Source organism: Aeromonas sp. QDB34 (assembly GCF_027705405.1).
GTDB classification, from domain to species: Bacteria; Pseudomonadota; Gammaproteobacteria; order Enterobacterales; family Aeromonadaceae; genus Aeromonas; species Aeromonas hydrophila.
This window is the reverse complement of sequence record NZ_JAPDBT010000026.1, coordinates 29,010-46,353: the sequence shown is the minus strand read 5'-3', so window position 1 is coordinate 46,353 and position 17,344 is coordinate 29,010. Positions and strand designations below refer to the sequence as shown.

16 protein-coding genes are annotated in these 17,344 nt (G+C 62.7%); 7 read left to right on the top strand and 9 right to left on the bottom strand.

Annotated elements, in window-relative coordinates; translation table 11 throughout:
- Together OKC29_RS20885 and OKC29_RS20880 are read left to right on the top strand one after the other, a co-directional pair.
- On the top strand, nt 1–277 hold a 277-nt coding region (locus tag OKC29_RS20885), incomplete at its 5' end, for a hypothetical protein (protein ID WP_270669607.1).
- A gap of 89 nt (nt 278–366) precedes the next feature.
- Nucleotides 367–906 (top strand): gamma carbonic anhydrase family protein, encoded by a 540-nt coding sequence (locus OKC29_RS20880; protein WP_026080495.1) that lies wholly within the window; start codon nt 367–369, stop codon nt 904–906.
- Between the two features lie 79 nt (nt 907–985).
- On the opposite strand, the gene polA is transcribed toward OKC29_RS20880, so the two are convergent.
- Entirely contained in the window at nt 986–3,739 is a 2,754-nt protein-coding gene (gene polA, locus OKC29_RS20875) for a DNA polymerase I (protein WP_073348612.1), read from the bottom strand.
- A 399-nt stretch (nt 3,740–4,138) separates the two neighbouring features.
- Here polA and elbB point away from each other — a divergent pair, with 399 nt between their 5' ends.
- A complete protein-coding gene (gene elbB, locus OKC29_RS20870) occupies nt 4,139–4,789 on the top strand; it encodes an isoprenoid biosynthesis glyoxalase ElbB (RefSeq protein WP_073348611.1) in 651 nt (216 codons plus the stop codon).
- 72 nt (nt 4,790–4,861) lie between these two features.
- On the opposite strand, the gene OKC29_RS20865 is transcribed toward elbB, so the two are convergent.
- The 4 genes from OKC29_RS20865 to fieF all read right to left on the bottom strand — a co-directional run bounded on the left by OKC29_RS20865 (nt 4,862) and on the right by fieF (nt 8,319).
- On the bottom strand, nt 4,862–5,071 hold the full coding sequence (locus OKC29_RS20865; protein WP_016349028.1) for a cell division protein ZapB: 210 nt from the start codon (nt 5,069–5,071) through the stop codon (nt 4,862–4,864).
- Between the two features lie 246 nt (nt 5,072–5,317).
- Nucleotides 5,318–6,598 carry a hypothetical protein gene (locus OKC29_RS20860; protein WP_065480264.1) on the bottom strand — a complete coding sequence of 427 codons (1,281 nt, stop codon included), beginning with the start codon at nt 6,596–6,598 and terminating at the stop codon, nt 5,318–5,320.
- A gap of 21 nt (nt 6,599–6,619) precedes the next feature.
- A complete protein-coding gene (gene cysE / locus OKC29_RS20855) occupies nt 6,620–7,399 on the bottom strand; it encodes a serine O-acetyltransferase (RefSeq protein WP_011704210.1) in 780 nt (259 codons plus the stop codon).
- 8 nt (nt 7,400–7,407) lie between these two features.
- The gene (gene fieF, locus OKC29_RS20850) at nt 7,408–8,319 is read right to left on the bottom strand and encodes a cation efflux pump FieF (protein WP_073348610.1); all 912 of its coding nucleotides are present in this window, start codon (nt 8,317–8,319) and stop codon (nt 7,408–7,410) included.
- An 86-nt stretch (nt 8,320–8,405) separates the two neighbouring features.
- On the opposite strand from fieF, the gene OKC29_RS20845 reads away from it, so the two are divergent.
- From OKC29_RS20845 to trmL, 3 genes are all read left to right on the top strand, one after another.
- Nucleotides 8,406–9,101 carry a response regulator gene (locus OKC29_RS20845; protein WP_073348609.1) on the top strand — a complete coding sequence of 232 codons (696 nt, stop codon included), beginning with the start codon at nt 8,406–8,408 and terminating at the stop codon, nt 9,099–9,101.
- A complete protein-coding gene (locus OKC29_RS20840) occupies nt 9,098–10,453 on the top strand; it encodes an ATP-binding protein (RefSeq protein WP_073348608.1) in 1,356 nt (451 codons plus the stop codon). The genes OKC29_RS20845 and OKC29_RS20840 overlap by 4 nt, the downstream gene beginning before the upstream one ends.
- Nucleotides 10,454–10,521: 68 nt before the next feature.
- The gene (gene trmL, locus OKC29_RS20835) at nt 10,522–10,992 is read left to right on the top strand and encodes a tRNA (uridine(34)/cytosine(34)/5-carboxymethylaminomethyluridine(34)-2'-O)-methyltransferase TrmL (RefSeq protein ID WP_162275807.1); all 471 of its coding nucleotides are present in this window, start codon (nt 10,522–10,524) and stop codon (nt 10,990–10,992) included.
- Between the two features lie 58 nt (nt 10,993–11,050).
- Here trmL and dinF read toward each other — a convergent pair whose 3' ends face one another.
- From dinF to lexA, 4 genes are all read right to left on the bottom strand, one after another.
- Complete coding sequence (dinF, locus tag OKC29_RS20830) at nt 11,051–12,436, bottom strand: MATE family efflux transporter DinF (RefSeq protein WP_073348606.1); 1,386 nt, start codon at nt 12,434–12,436, stop codon at nt 11,051–11,053.
- Between the two features lie 22 nt (nt 12,437–12,458).
- A complete protein-coding gene (locus tag OKC29_RS20825; RefSeq protein WP_162275561.1) occupies nt 12,459–13,085 on the bottom strand; it encodes an SCO family protein in 627 nt (208 codons plus the stop codon).
- 221 nt (nt 13,086–13,306) lie between these two features.
- Nucleotides 13,307–13,594, bottom strand: a complete 288-nt coding sequence (locus tag OKC29_RS20820) for a hypothetical protein (protein WP_011704202.1) — start codon at nt 13,592–13,594, stop codon at nt 13,307–13,309.
- Between the two features lie 436 nt (nt 13,595–14,030).
- The gene (lexA, locus tag OKC29_RS20815) at nt 14,031–14,654 is read right to left on the bottom strand and encodes a transcriptional repressor LexA (RefSeq protein WP_011704201.1); all 624 of its coding nucleotides are present in this window, start codon (nt 14,652–14,654) and stop codon (nt 14,031–14,033) included.
- Between the two features lie 204 nt (nt 14,655–14,858).
- Between lexA and plsB the strand changes: the two genes are divergently transcribed.
- The gene (plsB, locus tag OKC29_RS20810) at nt 14,859–17,282 is read left to right on the top strand and encodes a glycerol-3-phosphate 1-O-acyltransferase PlsB (RefSeq protein ID WP_011704200.1); all 2,424 of its coding nucleotides are present in this window, start codon (nt 14,859–14,861) and stop codon (nt 17,280–17,282) included.
- Nucleotides 17,283–17,344 lie beyond the last annotated feature (62 nt).

The window sequence follows — 17,344 nt, the reverse complement described above, 5'->3', positions numbered from 1 at the left end:
ATATCAAAAATTGTTTTTGATGCTCGATGCTGTGAGTGCCCACACAGATTGCTTGATTCAAATTGTTAAAGAGCGACGCAGCTTTTGGCTGCTGCGGGAGTGGCATTCTACTCAACCGCCTTCTCGAGTCAAGCCTTATTTTCAAAGGCTTTTCGAGGCTACCGACCGGCTGTTTGCGTTGCCGCTTGCCGTGTCGATGGAGGCGCATTATAGGGAACGGATTCTTTCTGGCAACCCCTCATCGGCAATAAAATTGCAAAAAACTGCAGTTTTTTAGTTATTCATATCCAAGCACAGCTTTTATACAAACTTATCCACAGAAACCGGTCTCGAATTGCTAGAATGGCCGAAAACAAGGAGGCCGAGATGGACTTGCGACTGAGACCTTACAAAGGAAAACGCCCGCAATTGGGCAAACGGGTATATGTGGACCCCTGCGCCACCCTGGTGGGGGATATCCAGCTGGGTGACGATGCCAGTATCTGGCCCATGGTGGCGGCGCGGGGGGATGTGAACCATATCCGCATCGGTGCGCGCAGCAATATTCAGGACGGTACAGTGCTGCACCTGACCCGCAAGAGCGCCAGCAACCCCGGCGGCTATCCACTGCTGATCGGCGAGGATGTCACGGTCGGTCATAAAGCCATGCTGCACGGTTGCACCATCGGCAACCGGGTGCTGGTCGGCATGGGTGCCATCCTGCTGGATGGGGTGATCGTTGAAGACGATGTGATGATCGGGGCGGGCAGCCTGGTGCCGCCAGGCAAGCGGCTCGAGGCAGGCTTTCTTTATATGGGCAATCCAGTCCAGCAGGCCCGCGCCCTCAAGCCGGCCGAGATTGCCTTCCTCAAGACCTCGGCTGACAACTATGTACTGCTCAAGGACGAGTATCTGCAAGAAGCCTGACACCCCGCCACCACAAACAGGAAGCCCGGCATCATGCCGGGCTTCTCTTCTTATATAGCTATATGACTGTCAGACGGGGTCAGTGGGCCTGATCCCAGTTGTCACCGGTACCCGCTTCCACCACCAGCGGCACATGCAGCTCGGCTGCGGCTGACATCTTCTCCTTGATGATGGTGATGTACTCTTCCAGCTTCTCTTCGCGGATCTCGAACACCAGTTCATCGTGCACCTGCATCAGCATGCGGATCGACTGGTCTTCAATCCCGCGGATCCAGCCATCCACGTTGATCATGGCGCGCTTGATGATGTCGGCGGCCGTACCCTGCATAGGTGCGTTGATGGCGGCCCGTTCGGCCGCCTTGCGCAGACCGGCGTTGCGCGACTTGATATCCGGCAGATAGAGGCGACGGCCAAACAGGGTTTCGACATAGCCCTGGGCATCCGCCTGCTGGCGGGTGCGCTCCATGTACTCCAGCACACCTGGGTAGCGTTCGAAGTAGAGATCCATGTACTTCTGCGCTTCGGCGCGACCGATCCCCAGCTGCTTGGCCAGACCGAAGGCACTCATTCCATAGATGAGGCCAAAGTTGATCGCCTTGGCACTGCGGCGCATGTCGCTGGTCACTGCCTCGAGCGCTACCCCGAACACCTCGGCAGCGGTCGCCTTGTGGATGTCCTTGCCCTCGGCGAAGGCGGTCAGCAACCCCTTGTCACCGGAGAGGTGCGCCATGATGCGCAGCTCGATCTGGGAGTAGTCCGCCGCCACCAGCTTGTAACCGGCGCACGGGATGAAAGCCTGCCGAATGCGGCGTCCCTGTTCGTTGCGCACCGGGATGTTCTGCAGGTTGGGATCGGTGGACGAGAGCCGGCCGGTCGCCGCCACCGCCTGATGATAGGAGGTGTGCACCCGCCCAGTCTGCGGCTTGATCATCAGCGGCAGCTTGTCGGTGTAGGTGGACTTGAGCTTGGCCAGCCCACGGTGCTCCATCAGCAGTTGCGGCAGCTCATAGGTCTCCGCCAGCTCGGCCAGTACCTCTTCCGCAGTGGATGGCGCTCCCTTGGGAGTCTTTTTGATGATCGGCAGCCCCAGCTTGGTGAAGAGGATCTCCCCCAGCTGCTTGGGCGAGGAGAGATTAAACTCCTGCCCGGCCAGCTCGTGAGCCTGTTTCTCCAACTCTGCCAGACGCACTTCGATCTCCTGACTCTGCTGGTGCAGCAGCTTGGGCTCGATGGTGGTACCGAGTCGCTCCATCCGCGCCAGCACCGGCAGCAGCGGCAGTTCGATCTCGCTGAACACCTTGGCGAGACCCGGTTCGGCAGAGAGCTTGCCCCACAGCGTCTGATGCAGACGCAGGGTGATGTCGGCATCTTCCGCCGCGTAAGGAGCCGCCTGCTCCAGTTCAATCTGGTTGAAGGTGAGCTGCTTGACCCCCTTGCCGGCGATATCCTCGAACGAGATGGTCTCGACGTTCAGATATCTGCGAGCCAGCGAATCCATGTCGTGGCGGCTGGCAGTGGAGTTGAGCACATAGGACTCGAGCATGGTGTCGTAGGCGATGCCCTGCAGCTCGATACCGTGATTGAGCAGCACGTTGCGATCGTACTTGAGGTTCTGCCCCACCTTGAGACGGGTCGGATCTTCCAGCAGCGGTTTGAGCTTGCCCAGTACCACGGCTTCGGTCAGCTGTACCGGCGCCCCCAGATAATCGTGACCGAAGGGCACGTAGGCCGCCTTGCCCGGCTCGATGGCAAAGGAGACACCCACGACGCGCGCTTCCATATAGTCGAGACTGGTGGTCTCGGTATCGAAGGCAAACAGCGGCGCCACCTGCAGACGGGCCAGCCACTCATCGAATTCAGCCTCATCCAGGATGCAGCGATAGTCGGTTTCGATGGCGGCTACCGGGGCAGCGCCTTCATCATCACCCTCGGCGCCGCTCTCCTCCGCGCCGCCGGACTCCAGCTCTTTGATCAGGTTGCGCAGCTCGTACTCACGATAGACCGCCAACAGAGCCTCCTTGTCGATGGGGCCGAGCTGCAGCTCTTCCAGGCTCTGCTCCAGCGCCACGTCGGTCTTGATGGTGGCCAGCACGTAGGAGAGGCGCACCTGCTCTTCCTGCTCGCGGAACTTGTCAGCGAACGCCTTGGAGCCGCGGAAGCCAAGCGCCGCCACCTTGTCGAGGTTGGCGGCAATCTCGTCGATGCTGCCGATCCCCTGCAGCAGGGCCAGTGCGGTCTTCTCGCCGACGCCGGTCATGCCGGGGATGTTGTCCACCTTGTCCCCCATCAGGGCCAGGTAGTCGATGATGAGCTCGGGCGGTACGCCGAACTTCTCGATCACCCCTTCCCGATCGGTCTTCACATCTTTCATGGTGTCGATCAGGGTGACATGGTCGGAGACCAGCTGCGCCATGTCCTTGTCGCCGGTACTGATCAGCACCGGCAGCTGTTTCTCGGTCGCCTGACGGGCCAGAGTACCGATCACGTCGTCGGCCTCCACTCCCTCCACCATCAGGAAGGGGAAACCCATCGCCTTGATCATCTGGTGGATGGGGGCAACCTGGCTGCGCAGATCGTCCGGCATGCTGGCCCGGTTGGCCTTGTATTCGGGATAGATGTCGTCGCGGAAGGTCTTGCCCTTGGCATCGAACACCACGGCCACGTGGCAGTCGGGGTACTGCTTGCGCAGGCTGCGCATCATGTTGGCCATGACACGGACGGCGCCGCTCGGCAAACCGGTCGAGGTGCGCAGATCGGCCTGCTGGGAGGCAAAGAAGGCGCGGTAAAGATATGAAGAGCCGTCGACCAGAATAAGGGGGTTGCTAGGGGCCATGAAATCGTCCTGCCAGAGATAAACAGCCGCTAGGATGCCACAGGGCCCCCCTCACACCAAGAGGGGCAAAGACCCTGTCGGCGGATCCTCACAGGCCATCAATCTGTGGATAACTCTGTGTTCAAAAATGAGGGGCAGTATGAACCACAGTGATAAAACTGTGCGCAAAATATAAAAACCAATAAATAACAACTGGTTGCACATGTAAAAACCGATCGCGAGACGACTTGAATGATCTCGATCAATGTGGAAAAAAATTTAAGGGAGTAAGTACGGCAGGATCCAAAACGAAACAATCCTAGCACAGCAAGATGACTTGACCAGCTGAGGACGAACGATAACCATACAAAAGTACAACAATCCATTCTGGCTCACATTTTCAACAACGAGGAGTCTGTCATGAAAAAAGTGGCCGTGATCTTGAGTGGCTGTGGCGTCTTTGACGGGGCCGAAATCCACGAGGCCGTCATCAGTCTGCTGGCGCTGGCCAGGCAGGGCGCAGCAGTCCAGTGCTTCGCTCCCAATGTTCCACAGCTCCATGTGATCAACCACCTGACCGGGGAAGTGAGTGAAGGCGAGCGCCGCAACGTGCTGGTTGAAGCGGCCCGCATCTGTCGCGGCCAGATAAGGGACGTGGCCGAGCTGGATGCGGCCGACTACGATGCCCTGCTGGTGCCGGGTGGCTTTGGCGCCGCCAAGAACCTGTGCGACTTCGCCATCAAGGGGGCTGAGTGCCAAATCCAGCCGGATGTATTGAAGGCGTGCCAGAGCTTCGCCAAGGCCGGCAAGCCGGCCGCCTACATCTGTATCGCACCGGCCATGATCCCGCTCATCTATGGCGCCGGCACCCTGGCTACCATAGGCCACGACGAGGGTACCGCCAACGCCATCGAGGCGATGGGAGGCAGCCATCTCAACTGCCCGGTCAACGAGTTCGTGGTGGATCAGGAGCGCAAGGTGATCTCTACCCCCGCCTACATGCTGGCCAACAATATAGCGGAAGCGGCGGACGGCATCGAGAAGACCGTCAAACAGCTGCTGGCACTCTGATTGCCAGACTGACCCAAACAAACGGGCCGCTCATGGAGCGGCCCGTTTTCAATTCTCGCGGATGGCGACGACTCAGATGCTTTCGCCCATCTGGTCCATCTTGCCCAGCAGGGCACGCAGACGCTCTTGCCAGGCGACGTGCTCGTTGCGCAGCTGATGGTTCTCGTCTTGCAGCTTGTTGTTCTGCTCTTTCAGCTCGTCCAGCTCCATCTTCAGCAGGGAGATGTTGTCGACGGCGGATTGTACTTTGGATTCGAGTTGCTCAAGGACTTCTAGTGACATATGCATACCTGTATGTTCAATTGCGATGCCCCACAGAGGGCGATTCAAGCGCGTGAAGCCAGCATACCCCGAGCCTATCGGCACAAACAAGCCGGTGCGCTGTAAAATGCGCCTTCCATGGATGTATTGCCTAAATATGCGTCTATTTTTCTCGCATCCTGCGCCCGGGCCACGGCCGGCCCCGCACAAGTCGCCACCCAGCCCCTGCGCAACCTCCCTGCACGCCCTTGCCGAAAGCCCGCATCATCAAGCGTGCAGGGCGATATAAGCCCCCAGCAGCAGACAGGCAACCCCGTACATCAGCAAGCCGTAGAGCAGGTTGCCGCGCAAAATCGCCCCGGCACTCAGGTTGTAGCGGGAGGCCAGCGCCAGGTTGGAGCCGGAGAGCGGGCTGGTGCCGGTGGCCAGCCCCCAACCCAGCAGGAAGCACATGCCGAGCAGGCTGGGATCCGGCGAGAGCGGCCACAGCAGCGGCGCCAATCCTGAGATGCTGATGAGCGGGTGCACTCCGACGATGGCCACCAGCAGGATCAGCAACAGGGTGAGCGAAGACTCCAGCCAACCGAAGTGATGGAAGAAGGGCAAACCGTGGCCGCCACCCAGCTCGAGCACCGACAACGCACTGTTGATGCCGGCGGCCAGCAGACCCGCCCCCAGAAACAGCACCAGTTGGCCACCGATGGCGGGGAAGCGTTCCACCACCTGCCGCTTGAGGGCCGGGCCGCGCCCAGCGCTCGGCATGAAGGCAAAGGCCAGCAATGGCGCCACCAGGGCGATCACCGCCAGGATGCCGAGATCCGGCCAGATCTGCTTGATCAGCAGCACCAGCAGGGCCAGGGCCACCGGCAATCCCAGAGTCTGCAGCCGCAGCGGATAGCCGGCAAAGTCCGCCACCCCCAGCCGCTCCACCTGCCAGGCGGTCAGCCCCATCGCCAGCAGGGTCGCCACCACCCCGAACGGCAGGATGCGCGACAGCTGCAAGCCGGGCGCATAGGTGAGCGCCACTGCCATGGCGACGAAGAAGGGGGACCAGAAGGCCGCCGCGCAGAAGATCCGGCTCAGTACCAGCACCTGGCGCCGCTCAAGGGTGCCGTTACGTTCCAGCCGATCGCCGATGATGAACAGCACCGAGAGGTTGATGACGGCCCCCAGCAGGTTGAGGCTGGCCATGGTGCTCCACAGCCCCTTGCGACCTTGCCATGAGGTGGTGCCGGTCAAGAGGCCCGAGGTGGCGAGATTGAGGGTGCTCACCGCCGCAAACATGGTGAGCATGTTGATGTTGGGCAGCAACCAGTCACCGGCGGTGAGGCTTGCCCCCCGCCAGCAGGAGAAGATCAGCAGCGCCAGCGCCGCCCCGTACAGGGCCAGCGCCTGGCGCCGCGCCGCGCCCACCAGCCAGGGCCAGGTGAGCAGGGAGGCCCCCCAGGCCGCGATGGCCGCCGGCCAGGGGGAGAATCCCAGATAGAGGTGCAGCAGATTGAGCAGCCACATCCCCAGGATCAGATAACCCGACCAGCGCTTGGCCATCGATGCACCTCGGTCAGGGGATCAGAGACACTGATCCATGTCCAGCGAAGGCTTGTCGCACTCCGGACGACCCACGATCTTAGCGGGTACGCCCGCCACCGTGGTGTGTGGCGGCACCGGGTTGATCACCACGCTGCCGGCGCCGATCTTGGCCCCCATGCCCACCTCGATGTTGCCGAGCACCTTGGCGCCCGCCCCTATCATCACCCCTTCCCGGATCTTGGGGTGACGATCGCCGCTCTCCTTGCCGGTACCGCCCAGGGTGACGCTCTGCAGGATGGAGACATCGTCCTCGATCACCGCCGTCTCACCCACCACTATGCCGGTGGCATGGTCAAACATGATGCCCTTGCCGATGCGGGCGGCCGGGTGCACGTCGACCCCGAACACCACAGAAATCTGGTTCTGCAGGTAGAGCGCCAGCGAACGACGCCCCTGGCGCCACAGCCAGTTGGCGACCCGGTAGCCCTGCAGGGCATGGAATCCCTTGAGGTAGAGCAGCGGGGTGGAGAAGAGATCGACCGCCGGGTCGCGCTCCTGCACCGCACAGATGTCGGCCGCCACGACCGCCAGCAGCTCGGGCTCGCTGCGCAGGGCCAGCTCGATCACCTCGCGCAGGGCGATGGCAGGCATGGTGGCGCTGTCGAGCTTGTTGGCCAGCTGGAAGCTGAGGGCCGAACGCAGGTTCTTGTGATTGAGAATGGTGGAGTGGAAGAAGCTGGCCAGCATGGGCTCTTCGGTCGCCATGCTCGCCGCTTCTTGCTGAATTTTTTGCCAGGTTCTGGCAACCAGATCATCCATGTTGCAGCCTACTGTTGTTCTGAGGGAGTGCCTTGCTGTTCCTTGTGCACCACGGAGATGGGGTCCATATGAATGATGACATCCATGCGCTCGAACGCCTGACGAACCGCCAGTTCGGCTTCATCGGCAATCTGATGGGCCTTGACCAGAGGGAGCTGATCGTCCAGTTCCAGATGCAACTGCACGAAACGGGTCGGACCGGATTGGCGGGTGCGCAGATCATGCACCCCGTGTACACCTTCGACGTCACAGCAGAGGGCCATTATTCTCGCTTGTTCCCCGGCTGGCAACTGACGATCGAGCAGCGCCTGCACCGATTCATAGCCGATATGCAGCGCCCCCCACAGCAGGAACAGCCCGATCAGGATGGCAAACAGGCCGTCGGCCCAGTACCAGCCCTGTCCCGCCAGCACCAGTGCCAGCAACACGCCGCCATTGAGCAGCAGGTCGGAGCGGTAGTGCAGCATGTCGGCCTTGATGGCCACGCTGTTGGTCTTGCGGATCACCAGGCTCTGGAAGCTGACCAGCAGCAGGGTCAGCACGATGGAGCCACCGCTGACCCACAGACCCGCTTCGAGCCGCTCCAGCGGCGCCTGCTTGAGCAGGGAGGAGATGCCGTGCATCACCAACAGCAGCGCGGAACCGGAGATAAAGGCCGCCTGGATCAACCCGGCCAGCGACTCCGCCTTGCCGTGGCCGAAGCGGTGTTCGTCGTCGGCCGGTGACAGGGCGTAGCGGATCGCCAGCAGGTTGATGATGGAGGCGCTCACGTCCATGAAGGAGTCGGTGAGGGAGGCCAGCAGGCTCGAGGAGTCGGTCATCAGCCAGGCGATCAGCTTGCCGGTAATCAGCAGGGTGGCGGTCGTGACGGCGGCCATGCTGGCCAGCGTCACCCAGCGGGAATATTGTTGATGGCTCAAAACCGGCTTTCCTCTTGCGGTTAAAAATCTATTATACCCTGACCCCGACGCCGGATTGGCGCGAAAAATCAGCGGAATGACTTCAGATGCACAAAATACTCCTGGTCGACGACGATCTCGAGCTGACCCAGTTGCTCACCGAAATTCTGACCCTGGAAGGCTTCCAGGTGACCGTCGCCGAGGATGGCGAAGAGGGCTTGCAACGGCTGGCCGAACAGCACTTCAACCTGGTGCTGCTGGACGTGATGATGCCCAAGCTCAACGGCTTCGCCATGCTGGCCCGACTGCGCAAGAACCACGACACTCCGGTGCTGATGCTGACCGCCCGCGGCGACAGCCAGGATCGGGTCAACGGGCTGGAGGCCGGGGCCGATGACTACCTCGCCAAGCCGTTCGACGATCGGGAGCTGCTGGCCCGGGTGCGCGCCATTCTGCGCCGTACCCAGGGCACCCAGCCCCAGCGCGGCGGCAGCTCGGAAGAGGTGCGCTTCATGGATCTGGTGCTGCAACCCGGCCTGCAGCAGGCCAGCTGCCACGGTGAACTGCTGGAGCTGACCGCCACCGAATTCGGCCTGCTGGAGTGCCTGCTGCGCAACCCGGGCCAGATCGTCAGCAAGAGCCAGCTCTCCGAGCTGGTGCTCGGCAAGAAGCTCGAGCCCTTCGATCGCGCCATCGACATGCACCTGAGCAACCTGCGCAAGAAGCTGCCTGAGCGTACCGATGGCCAGCCTCGCTTCAAGACGGTGCGCGGCAGAGGCTATCTGTGGCTGGAACAGGCATGAGAACCACCCGCACCTTCAACGGTCTCTCCACCCAGATCTTCCTCTGGTTCTGGTTCATGCTGTTGCTGGTGGTGGCCGCCGTGGTGATCCTGCCGACCCTGGATCCCCGCAACATCATTCCGCTGCCGGCCCACGAGATCACCCGCCTCAACAACAACCTGAAGGCACTGCAGAAGGGGGCCGACCCCAATCAGGATTTCGATCTGGCCCAGGCCATCGATGCCGCCGGCCTGCTGCCGGTCGACAACATCTATTTGCGCGATGCCAAGGGACAGATGCAGTCCAGCACCCGCCTGAGCAAGTTCGTGATCCGTTTCATGCTCGACTCGGACAACCCGGCCAAACCCATGCTGGGCAGCGAGCACAAACGGGCCATCGCCGGCCCCTTCCAGATGACGCATCACGGCCAGATCTACCACATCTACTTCGGCCTCAACGTCGAGAACTCCTATCTGTTCCTGTTCATCCAGATCCTGGATCACCCGATCCAGATCCTCGGCATCGCCATGCTGGTCAGCACCCCGCTCTGCCTGCTGCTGGCCTGGCGGCTGACCCGCCCCATCCTGCAGCTGCAGCAGTCGGTCTCCCAGCTGGCGGAGGGCAATCTGGAGGCGCAGATCCCCAACCTGGGGCGGCGGGACGAGATCGGCCAGCTGGCGGATCACGTCAGCCACATGGTCGATACCCTCAAGAACATGATCCAGAAGCAGAAGCAGCTGCTCTCCGACATCTCCCACGAGCTGCGCAGCCCGCTCACCCGCATCCAGCTGGCGCAGGCGCTGATCCGTCGCAAACAGGGGGACAGCAACGAGCTGGTGCGGATCGAATCGGAGATCGGCCGGCTCGACAAGCTGATCGGCGACCTGCTCGACCTGTCGCGGGTACAGCAGCATGTGGAAGCGCCGGTGGTGATGCCGTTGGCCGAGCTGCTGGAGCCCATCCTGGACGATGCCATGTTCGAGGCGAACCAGAGCGGCAAGCAGCTCAGGCTGCCGCCGCTGCCGGCTGAATCGCTGCGGATGTGGCCCGATCTGCTGGCCCGGGCACTGGAGAATCCACTGCGCAACGCGCTCAAATACGCCCGCGAGTTCATCAAGGTGGACTGGTATCGGGAGGGACTGGAGTGGGTGATGACCATCCGCGACGACGGTCCCGGCGTGCCGGTGGAGCAGCAGGCCCAGCTGTTCCTGCCCTTCTTTCGGGTGGACGATGCCCGCAACGCCAAGACCGGTGGCACCGGGCTGGGGCTGGCCATCGCCGCGGAGGCCATTGCGCGCCACGGCGGTACCATCCGCGCCAGCAGCAACCAACCGGCCGGGCTGACCATCACCATCCGCCTGCCCATCAGCTGAGCAGACTCTTTTCATCCGTACGGGCGCTGGGTATGCTGGCGCCCTTTTCGCCCCATCAGGACGCCGTCATGCTCGACATCGTGCTCTACCAACCGGAAATTCCGCCCAACACCGGCAACATCATCCGCCTCTGCGCCAACACCGGCTATCGGCTCCATCTGATAGAGCCGCTGGGGTTTGAGTGGGATGACAAGCGGGTGAAGCGGGCGGGGCTCGACTACCACGAGTTTGCCGAGGTGAAGCGCTGGCCGAACTTCGAGGCCTTTCTGGCGGCGGTGGCGCCGACGCGGGTATTCGCCTGTACCACCAAGGGGCGCACCGCCCATTCGGCGGTGCAGTTTGCCGCGGGCGATGCCCTGCTGTTCGGACCGGAGAGCCGCGGCCTGCCCATCCAGATCATCGAGAGCCTGCCGTTCGAGCAGCGGCTGCGCATCCCCATGCTGCCCCAGAGCCGCAGCATGAACCTCGCCAATGCGGTGGCGGTGTTTGTCTACGAAAGCTGGCGCCAGCTGGGCTACGCCGGCTCGCTGCAGGAGTAACCCCGACAGGCCGGCTCGCTGCAGGAGTAACCCCGACAGCTCCAGGCAGACGTCAACGTCAGGAGGAAGCCTGCTGCGCCGCTCCCGCCCCGTGGGCTGAATGCAGCAGCCGGCCATCGCGCTCCAGCTGCCAGCAGAGCCAGCCCAGCGTCAACCCCCGCCCCGCCATCAGGGCCGCCATCGCGGCCCACAAGGCCGCCACGCCCCAACCCTGACAGAGCCACCAAACCGGGAAGAAGCCGCACAGTGCCGCCACCAGCATGCTGTTGCGCATCTCCCGCGCCCGGGTCGCTCCGATGAAGACCCCGTCCAGCAGGAAGCACCAGACCGCCAGCAGCGGCATGGCGATGAGCCAGGGCAGCTGCGCGTTGGCGGCGGCGATCACCGCTGGCAGATCGGTGATGTGCGCGATCAGCCGGCTGCCGCCCACCGCAAACAGCAGGCTGAACGTCAGGGCAATCAGCAGCGCCCAACCGAGATTGAGCACGATGGCCTCCCGCAACCCCTGCCGATCCCGCCGCCCGATGGCGCGGCCCACCATGGCCTCCACCGCGTAGGCTAAGCCATCCAGCCCGTAGGAGATCAGCATCAGGAAGTTGAGCAGCACCGCATTGGCCGCCACCGCCACATCCCCCAGCCGAGCCCCCTGCAGGGTCATGAAGGCGAAACAGAGTTGCAAACAGAGTGAGCGGATGAAGATGTCCCGGTTCAGGGCCAGCAGTCGCAACAACGCAGGCCACTGGCGCCAGCGCTGCCAGGCTCCCTGCCACGCCGACGCGGCCAGCCGGCGCAGGTGACGACTCACCAGCCAGAGCCCCAACCCGAGTGCGCTATAGTCCGCCAGCAGCGAAGCGGCGGCGACCCCCTTCACCTGCCAGCCCAGTCCCAGCACGAACCAGGCATCGAGCCCCATGTTGACCAGGTTGGTGAAGATCAGCAGCAGCATGGGGCTGCGCGCATCCTGCATGCCCAGCAGCCAGCCCATGATAACCAGGTTGCAGAGCGCCGCCGGGGCGCTCCAGACCCGCACCGAAACATACTCGGCGGCATAGTGCTGCACCTCGGCGGAGCCACCGCTGAGGGCGATGAGAGTGGGGATCAGCGGCAGCAACAGCAGCAGCAACGTCACTCCCAGCCCGACGGCGAGCCCCAGCGCACGGGCCAGGGTGTCGAGCTGGCCGGCCGGGCTGCTGGCGCCATGAGCCTGGGCGGTCAGCCCCGTGGTGGACATCCGCAAAAAGCCGAGCAGCCAGAACAGCAGGTTGATGAGGGTGGCGCCGACCGACACGCCGCCGAGGAACCAGGCCTGGCCGAGATGACCGATCACCCAGGTATCCACCAGCCCCAGCAGCGGAGTGGTGACATTGGAAAACACCATGGGCAGGGCCAGGGCAAACACGGCGCGGTGGCGCCGCCCGTCCCGCCACCAGATGGGGGTCAGCATGTCGCAGGGAGTCCGTTGCTCATCATGCGTCGTCCAGCCGCACTATCTTGGCAAAGTCCGACACCATGCTCGCCATGACGACCCTGGGCACACTGCCCTCGCTCACACGGGGGCGAAACACGGCCTCCAGCTTGCCAGCCGGATTGATCAGCACGATGGAGGCTGAGTGGTCGATCAGGTAATCCTTCTCCCCCTGGTCGGCGATGGAGTAGATGAGCCCCAGATTGCGCACGAAGGGGAACAGCTTGTCGTGAGGGCCGGTCGCCGCCTTGAACTCCGGATTGAAGAAGGCGGTATAGGTCTTGAGGCGGGCCACGTCGTCCCGCTGCGGATCCGCCGAAATGAACACCACCTGGCTGCTCGGGGCGATCTTTTTCAGCTCGGGGTAGACGGAACGCAGATCCGCCAGGGTGGTCGGGCAGATGTCGGGGCAGAAGGTGTAGCCGACGAACAGAAAGGTCCAGTGGCCGCTCAGGCTGGCAGGGACGAAGGGTTGGCCATCCTGATCGGTGAAGGCGAACGGATTGATGTCCCGCCCCGCCGGGTAGTAGTCGGCATGCTCGGGCAGGGAGGGCTGGTTCCAGTAAAATCCGGCCATCATGCCCCCGACCAGCAGCAGAAACAGCAAGGGGTAACGCGGTTTAACCATAAGAGAGCAGACCCTTTCACTTCGACATACCCGCCAACCGGGCCCGAATGGAAGAGCCATTGTAACCCAGCCGGCGCCGGACCGGTCACCCCCTTGTAGCGGATGCCCGTTCGCTGGCCAACTTCCGTCAGAAGATGACGCAAGGGCCGGTGATGCCGGCCCGAACCCGCCCAAAACAACAGCCCCACAATGGGGTGGGGCTGTACAAGAAGCAGTGATGCTCAGGGCTGCTGTCGACGCCGCTCATGCGGGCGTCTGGACTGTGCCCGCAGCGGGATGACGGGGGCTGTCCAGGGGGCGTCGGCCAGCCCGCCGTCATGATGGCTGTGAAACAGGCGCACCAGCCGGACAATCTTGTCCTTGGGGCATCCCAGCCAGATGGTCCAGCAGGCACCCTTGTGGTGTACCCAGAGGGCATAGAAACGGGTCATCCGATTACCCTTGATGAAACGGGTGATGGAAGAAACGGGTGATGCCAGACCCGGATCCCATGGCGAGCTTGAAGCCATACCTGTCCTCCTCGATCAACAGGTCACGCCAACAGGCACCGCCCATCACCACCGGGGTGAATGAGTCGATGACTGCCGCGTGTCGACTGCGCGAGTGTGCCGCTGCGGGGCCGACTGCCGGCGCCCTGGCCACTCTCCCTTCTATCCCGCAAGCGCCTCTTTGCCAGGTGTGCGCCGCACACCTCACGAGGCTGTTGTTTTTCCCTGCTGCCCTCCGGGTTCCTGCTACCAGCAATCTGGATAACGCGCGTCATGGCGAGCAGCGGGGGCGGCTCAAGCCAACGAGTCCGCCTTACCAAATGATATATCTGAAATGAATCGCCTGCGGTCACCGCCCGCAGACAAAAGTGGCGGGTATCAGGATCTGATTGAAATCATGGGGAAAGGAGTACAGAAACGAAACGGCCTCCTGCAGGAGGCCGTTTCATGGCAGGGATTACATCCAGTCGGCGTTGCGAATCACACCGACCGCCAGGCCCTCGATGGTGAGCTGCTGGCAGGAGAGATCCACCTCGATGGGGGAGAGCTCTTCGTTCTCCGGCAGCAACCACACCTGGCTGCCCTTGCGCTGGAAGCGCTTGACGGTGACATCCTCGTCGAGCCGGGCCACCACCACCTGGCCGTTGCGCACCTCCTGGGTCTTGTGCACCGCCAGCAGGTCGCCATCCAGAATGCCGATGTTCTTCATGCTCATGCCCTGCACTCGCAGCAGGAAGTCGGCCCGCGGATGGAACAGGGCCGGATCCACCTGATAGTGGCTCTCGATATGCTCCTGCGCCAGGATGGGCTCGCCGGCGGCAACCTTGCCGATCAGCGGCAGGCCGCTCTCTTCCAGCGGCTCTTCCTCTTCGAGCAACAGGCGGATGCCGCGGGACGTGCCCGGCATGATCTCGATGACCCCCTTTTTGGCCAGGGCCTTCAGATGTTCCTCGGCCGCATTGGCCGACTTGAAACCAAGCTTTTGGGCTATCTCGGCGCGAGTCGGCGGCATGCCGGTTTCGTTCATGTTCGCCTTGATCAACTCCAGCACTTCGGCCTGGCGGGGAGTAAGGGGTTTCATAGCATGGGCACCTGTCTTTTTATACAGCACACTGGCAGTATATACAGTGCAGTGGCCAAGGCAAGGCGCAGCTGACATTTGTCGCGGCCCGGCACTCATTTGCTGCAGATTTGATCCCGCGCAGCCGACTCATCGTACCTCTCGGCGACAAGCAGTCGGTGATTTGCTATGCTCACGCCGCATTTTTTTGGAGAGCAGACGCACATGTCCCTTGGACAGAACATTTCCAGAGCCATCTTGCAATGGCCGGTCAGCGGCTTGGTCAATCACAAGAGCCTGCCGGAAAATCCCATCACCGAGCTCAAGCTGGATCCAGCCAGACCCATCGTCTACGCCCTGAAGACCAGCTCGATCACCGACCTGATGACCCTGCAACAGTGCTGCGAGGATCTCGGCCTGCCCGGCCCCTTCACCCCGCTGGAGCTGAACGGCCAGTTGCTGCCCCGTTATGTCTGTCTGGACCGTCCGCCTCCCCTGTTCGGCAAGCGCAGCAAGCCGCTGCCCTTCCTGCAGGAGTTCCACCAGCTGCTGGATCTGCACAAGCAGGATCCGGCGCTGGATATCCAGGTGGTGCCCGTCACCCTGTTCTGGGGCCGTGCCCCCGGCCGGGAAGGCGAGGAGGCCTCCGGCTGGAACATCATCAGCAGCCTGGCGCCCAACCGCCTCAAGAAGGCGTTGATCGTGATCCTCAAGGGGCGCGAGAACCTGGTGCGCTTCTCCCCGCCGCTCTCCCTGCGTCACATGGCGGACAAGCATGGCACCGACGAGGCCATCGCCCACAAGCTGGCGCGGGTCGCCCGTACCCACTTCAGCCGCCAGCAGCTGGCCGCTACCGGCCCCAAGCTGCCCAACCGCAACCTGCTGTTCAAGCAGCTGCTCGATTCGAACGTCATTCAGCAGGCCATCGAGGAAGAGGCCCAGCGCGAGGGGATCAGCCTGGAGAAAGCCCAGAAACGGGCCCACGGCTACATGGACGAGATCGCCTCCGACTTCTCCTACCGGCTGATCCGGCTCGGCGAGAGCTTCCTCGGCTGGCTGTGGAACAAGCTCTACCGCGGCCTCTCGGTCAACGGCGCCGAGAAGGTGCGCCAGCTGGCCCAGGAAGGGCACGAGATCGTCTATGTGCCCTGCCATCGCAGCCACATGGACTATCTGCTGCTCTCCTACGTCATCTACCACCAGGGCATGGTGCCGCCCCACATCGCGGCGGGCATCAACCTCAACTTCTGGCCGGCGGGCCCCATCTTCCGCCACGGCGGCGCCTTCTTCATCCGCCGCACCTTCAAGGGCAATCCGCTCTACAGCACGGTATTCCGGGAATACCTCAACCTGCTGTTTGCCAAAGGCTATTCGGTGGAGTTCTTCACCGAAGGCGGGCGTTCGCGTACCGGCCGCCTGCTGCCGCCCAAGACCGGCATGCTGGCGATGACCCTGCAGGCCATGATGCGCGGACTGGACAGGCCGGTGACCCTGGTGCCCGTCTATCTGGGCTACGAGCACGTGATGGAGGTGAACACCTACCACAACGAGCTCAAGGGCAGCCGCAAGGAGAAAGAGAGCTTCCTGCAGGTGCTCGGCATCCTGCGCAAGCTGCGCAACTACGGCCGTGGCTTCGTCAACTTCGGTGAGCCGCTGACCCTCAACAATTACCTCAACGAGCACGTGCCCAGCTGGAAGGAGCATATCGGCGAGGAGGAGCGTCCCGAGTGGATGGCGCCTACCGTCAACCAGCTGGCCGAGCTGCTGATGACCCGCATCAACGGGGCCGCCGCCGTCAATGGCCTGACCCTGAGCGCGCTGGCGCTGCTGGCCGCCGAGCGCCATGCGCTGACCCGCGACGAACTGCAGGCCCAGCTCAACACTTATCTGGATCTGCTCAAGCAGGTGCCCTACAGCCCGCACAGCACCATCCCGGACGAGGATGCCAAGACCCTGCTGGATCAGGCGATGGAGCTCAACAAGTTCGAGGTGAGCGAGGACAAGCTGGGCCAGATCGTCAGCCTGGACCGCTATCAGGCGATCCTGCTGACCTACTACCGCAACAACATCCTCCATCTGTTTGCCATGCCCTCCCTGGTGGCGGCCCTGATCGAGCGCTGCGAGGGGATCTCCCGCAGCGAAATCGTTGCCCGCTGCATCGACATCTACCCGCTGCTCAAGACCGAGCTGTTCCTACGCTATGAAGAGGACGAGCTGCCGGAGCTGGTCGATGCCCTGCTGGCCGAACTGCAGCGCCAGCAGTTGATCGAGGCCCGCGACGGCGGCTTCTGGGTCAATCCGGTCAACCAGACCCGCCTGCTGCTCTTGGCCGAGAGCATTCAGGAGACCCTGCAGCGCTACGCCATCGTGCTGACCCGGGTGCTGGCCCAGCCCCGCATCGAGGCCGAGCAGCTGGAGGCGGACGGCCTGATGATGGCGGAGCGCCTTGGCACCCTGCACGGCATCAACGCCCCCGAGTTCTTCGACCAGAAGCTGTTCAGCACCCTGATCCACACCCTGCGCAGCGAAGGCTACCTCGACCCGGGCTGCAAGCCGGATCTGGGCCGCTTCCAGGCGCTGGCCGACAACATAGTGCCGCTGCTGAGCACCAAGATCCGCCGCACCATCCAGGCCGGCAACCGGCTCTGACCCCGCTCGCACGACACCATAAAAAAGGCCGCAACATGCGGCCTTTTTTCATGACAGGGGCT

Bases quoted from the DNA above. Each gene is read 5' to 3' on its own strand.
- trmL (WP_162275807.1), top strand. From the start codon at position 10,522: ATGCTCGACATCGTGCTCTACCAACCGGAAATTCCGCCCAACACCGGC.
- OKC29_RS20845 (WP_073348609.1), top strand. From the start codon at position 8,406: ATGCACAAAATACTCCTGGTCGACGACGATCTCGAGCTGACCCAGTTG.
- OKC29_RS20865 (WP_016349028.1), bottom strand. From the start codon at position 5,071: ATGTCACTAGAAGTCCTTGAGCAACTCGAATCCAAAGTACAATCCGCC.
- plsB (WP_011704200.1), top strand. From the start codon at position 14,859: ATGTCCCTTGGACAGAACATTTCCAGAGCCATCTTGCAATGGCCGGTC.
- OKC29_RS20860 (WP_065480264.1), bottom strand. From the start codon at position 6,598: ATGGCCAAGCGCTGGTCGGGTTATCTGATCCTGGGGATGTGGCTGCTC.
- OKC29_RS20825 (WP_162275561.1), bottom strand. From the start codon at position 13,085: ATGGTTAAACCGCGTTACCCCTTGCTGTTTCTGCTGCTGGTCGGGGGC.
- lexA (WP_011704201.1), bottom strand. From the start codon at position 14,654: ATGAAACCCCTTACTCCCCGCCAGGCCGAAGTGCTGGAGTTGATCAAG.
- OKC29_RS20840 (WP_073348608.1), top strand. From the start codon at position 9,098: ATGAGAACCACCCGCACCTTCAACGGTCTCTCCACCCAGATCTTCCTC.
- dinF (WP_073348606.1), bottom strand. From the start codon at position 12,436: ATGCTGACCCCCATCTGGTGGCGGGACGGGCGGCGCCACCGCGCCGTG.
- polA (WP_073348612.1), bottom strand. From the start codon at position 3,739: ATGGCCCCTAGCAACCCCCTTATTCTGGTCGACGGCTCTTCATATCTT.
- OKC29_RS20880 (WP_026080495.1), top strand. From the start codon at position 367: ATGGACTTGCGACTGAGACCTTACAAAGGAAAACGCCCGCAATTGGGC.
- cysE (WP_011704210.1), bottom strand. From the start codon at position 7,399: ATGGATGATCTGGTTGCCAGAACCTGGCAAAAAATTCAGCAAGAAGCG.
- elbB (WP_073348611.1), top strand. From the start codon at position 4,139: ATGAAAAAAGTGGCCGTGATCTTGAGTGGCTGTGGCGTCTTTGACGGG.
- OKC29_RS20820 (WP_011704202.1), bottom strand. From the start codon at position 13,594: ATGGCTTCAAGCTCGCCATGGGATCCGGGTCTGGCATCACCCGTTTCT.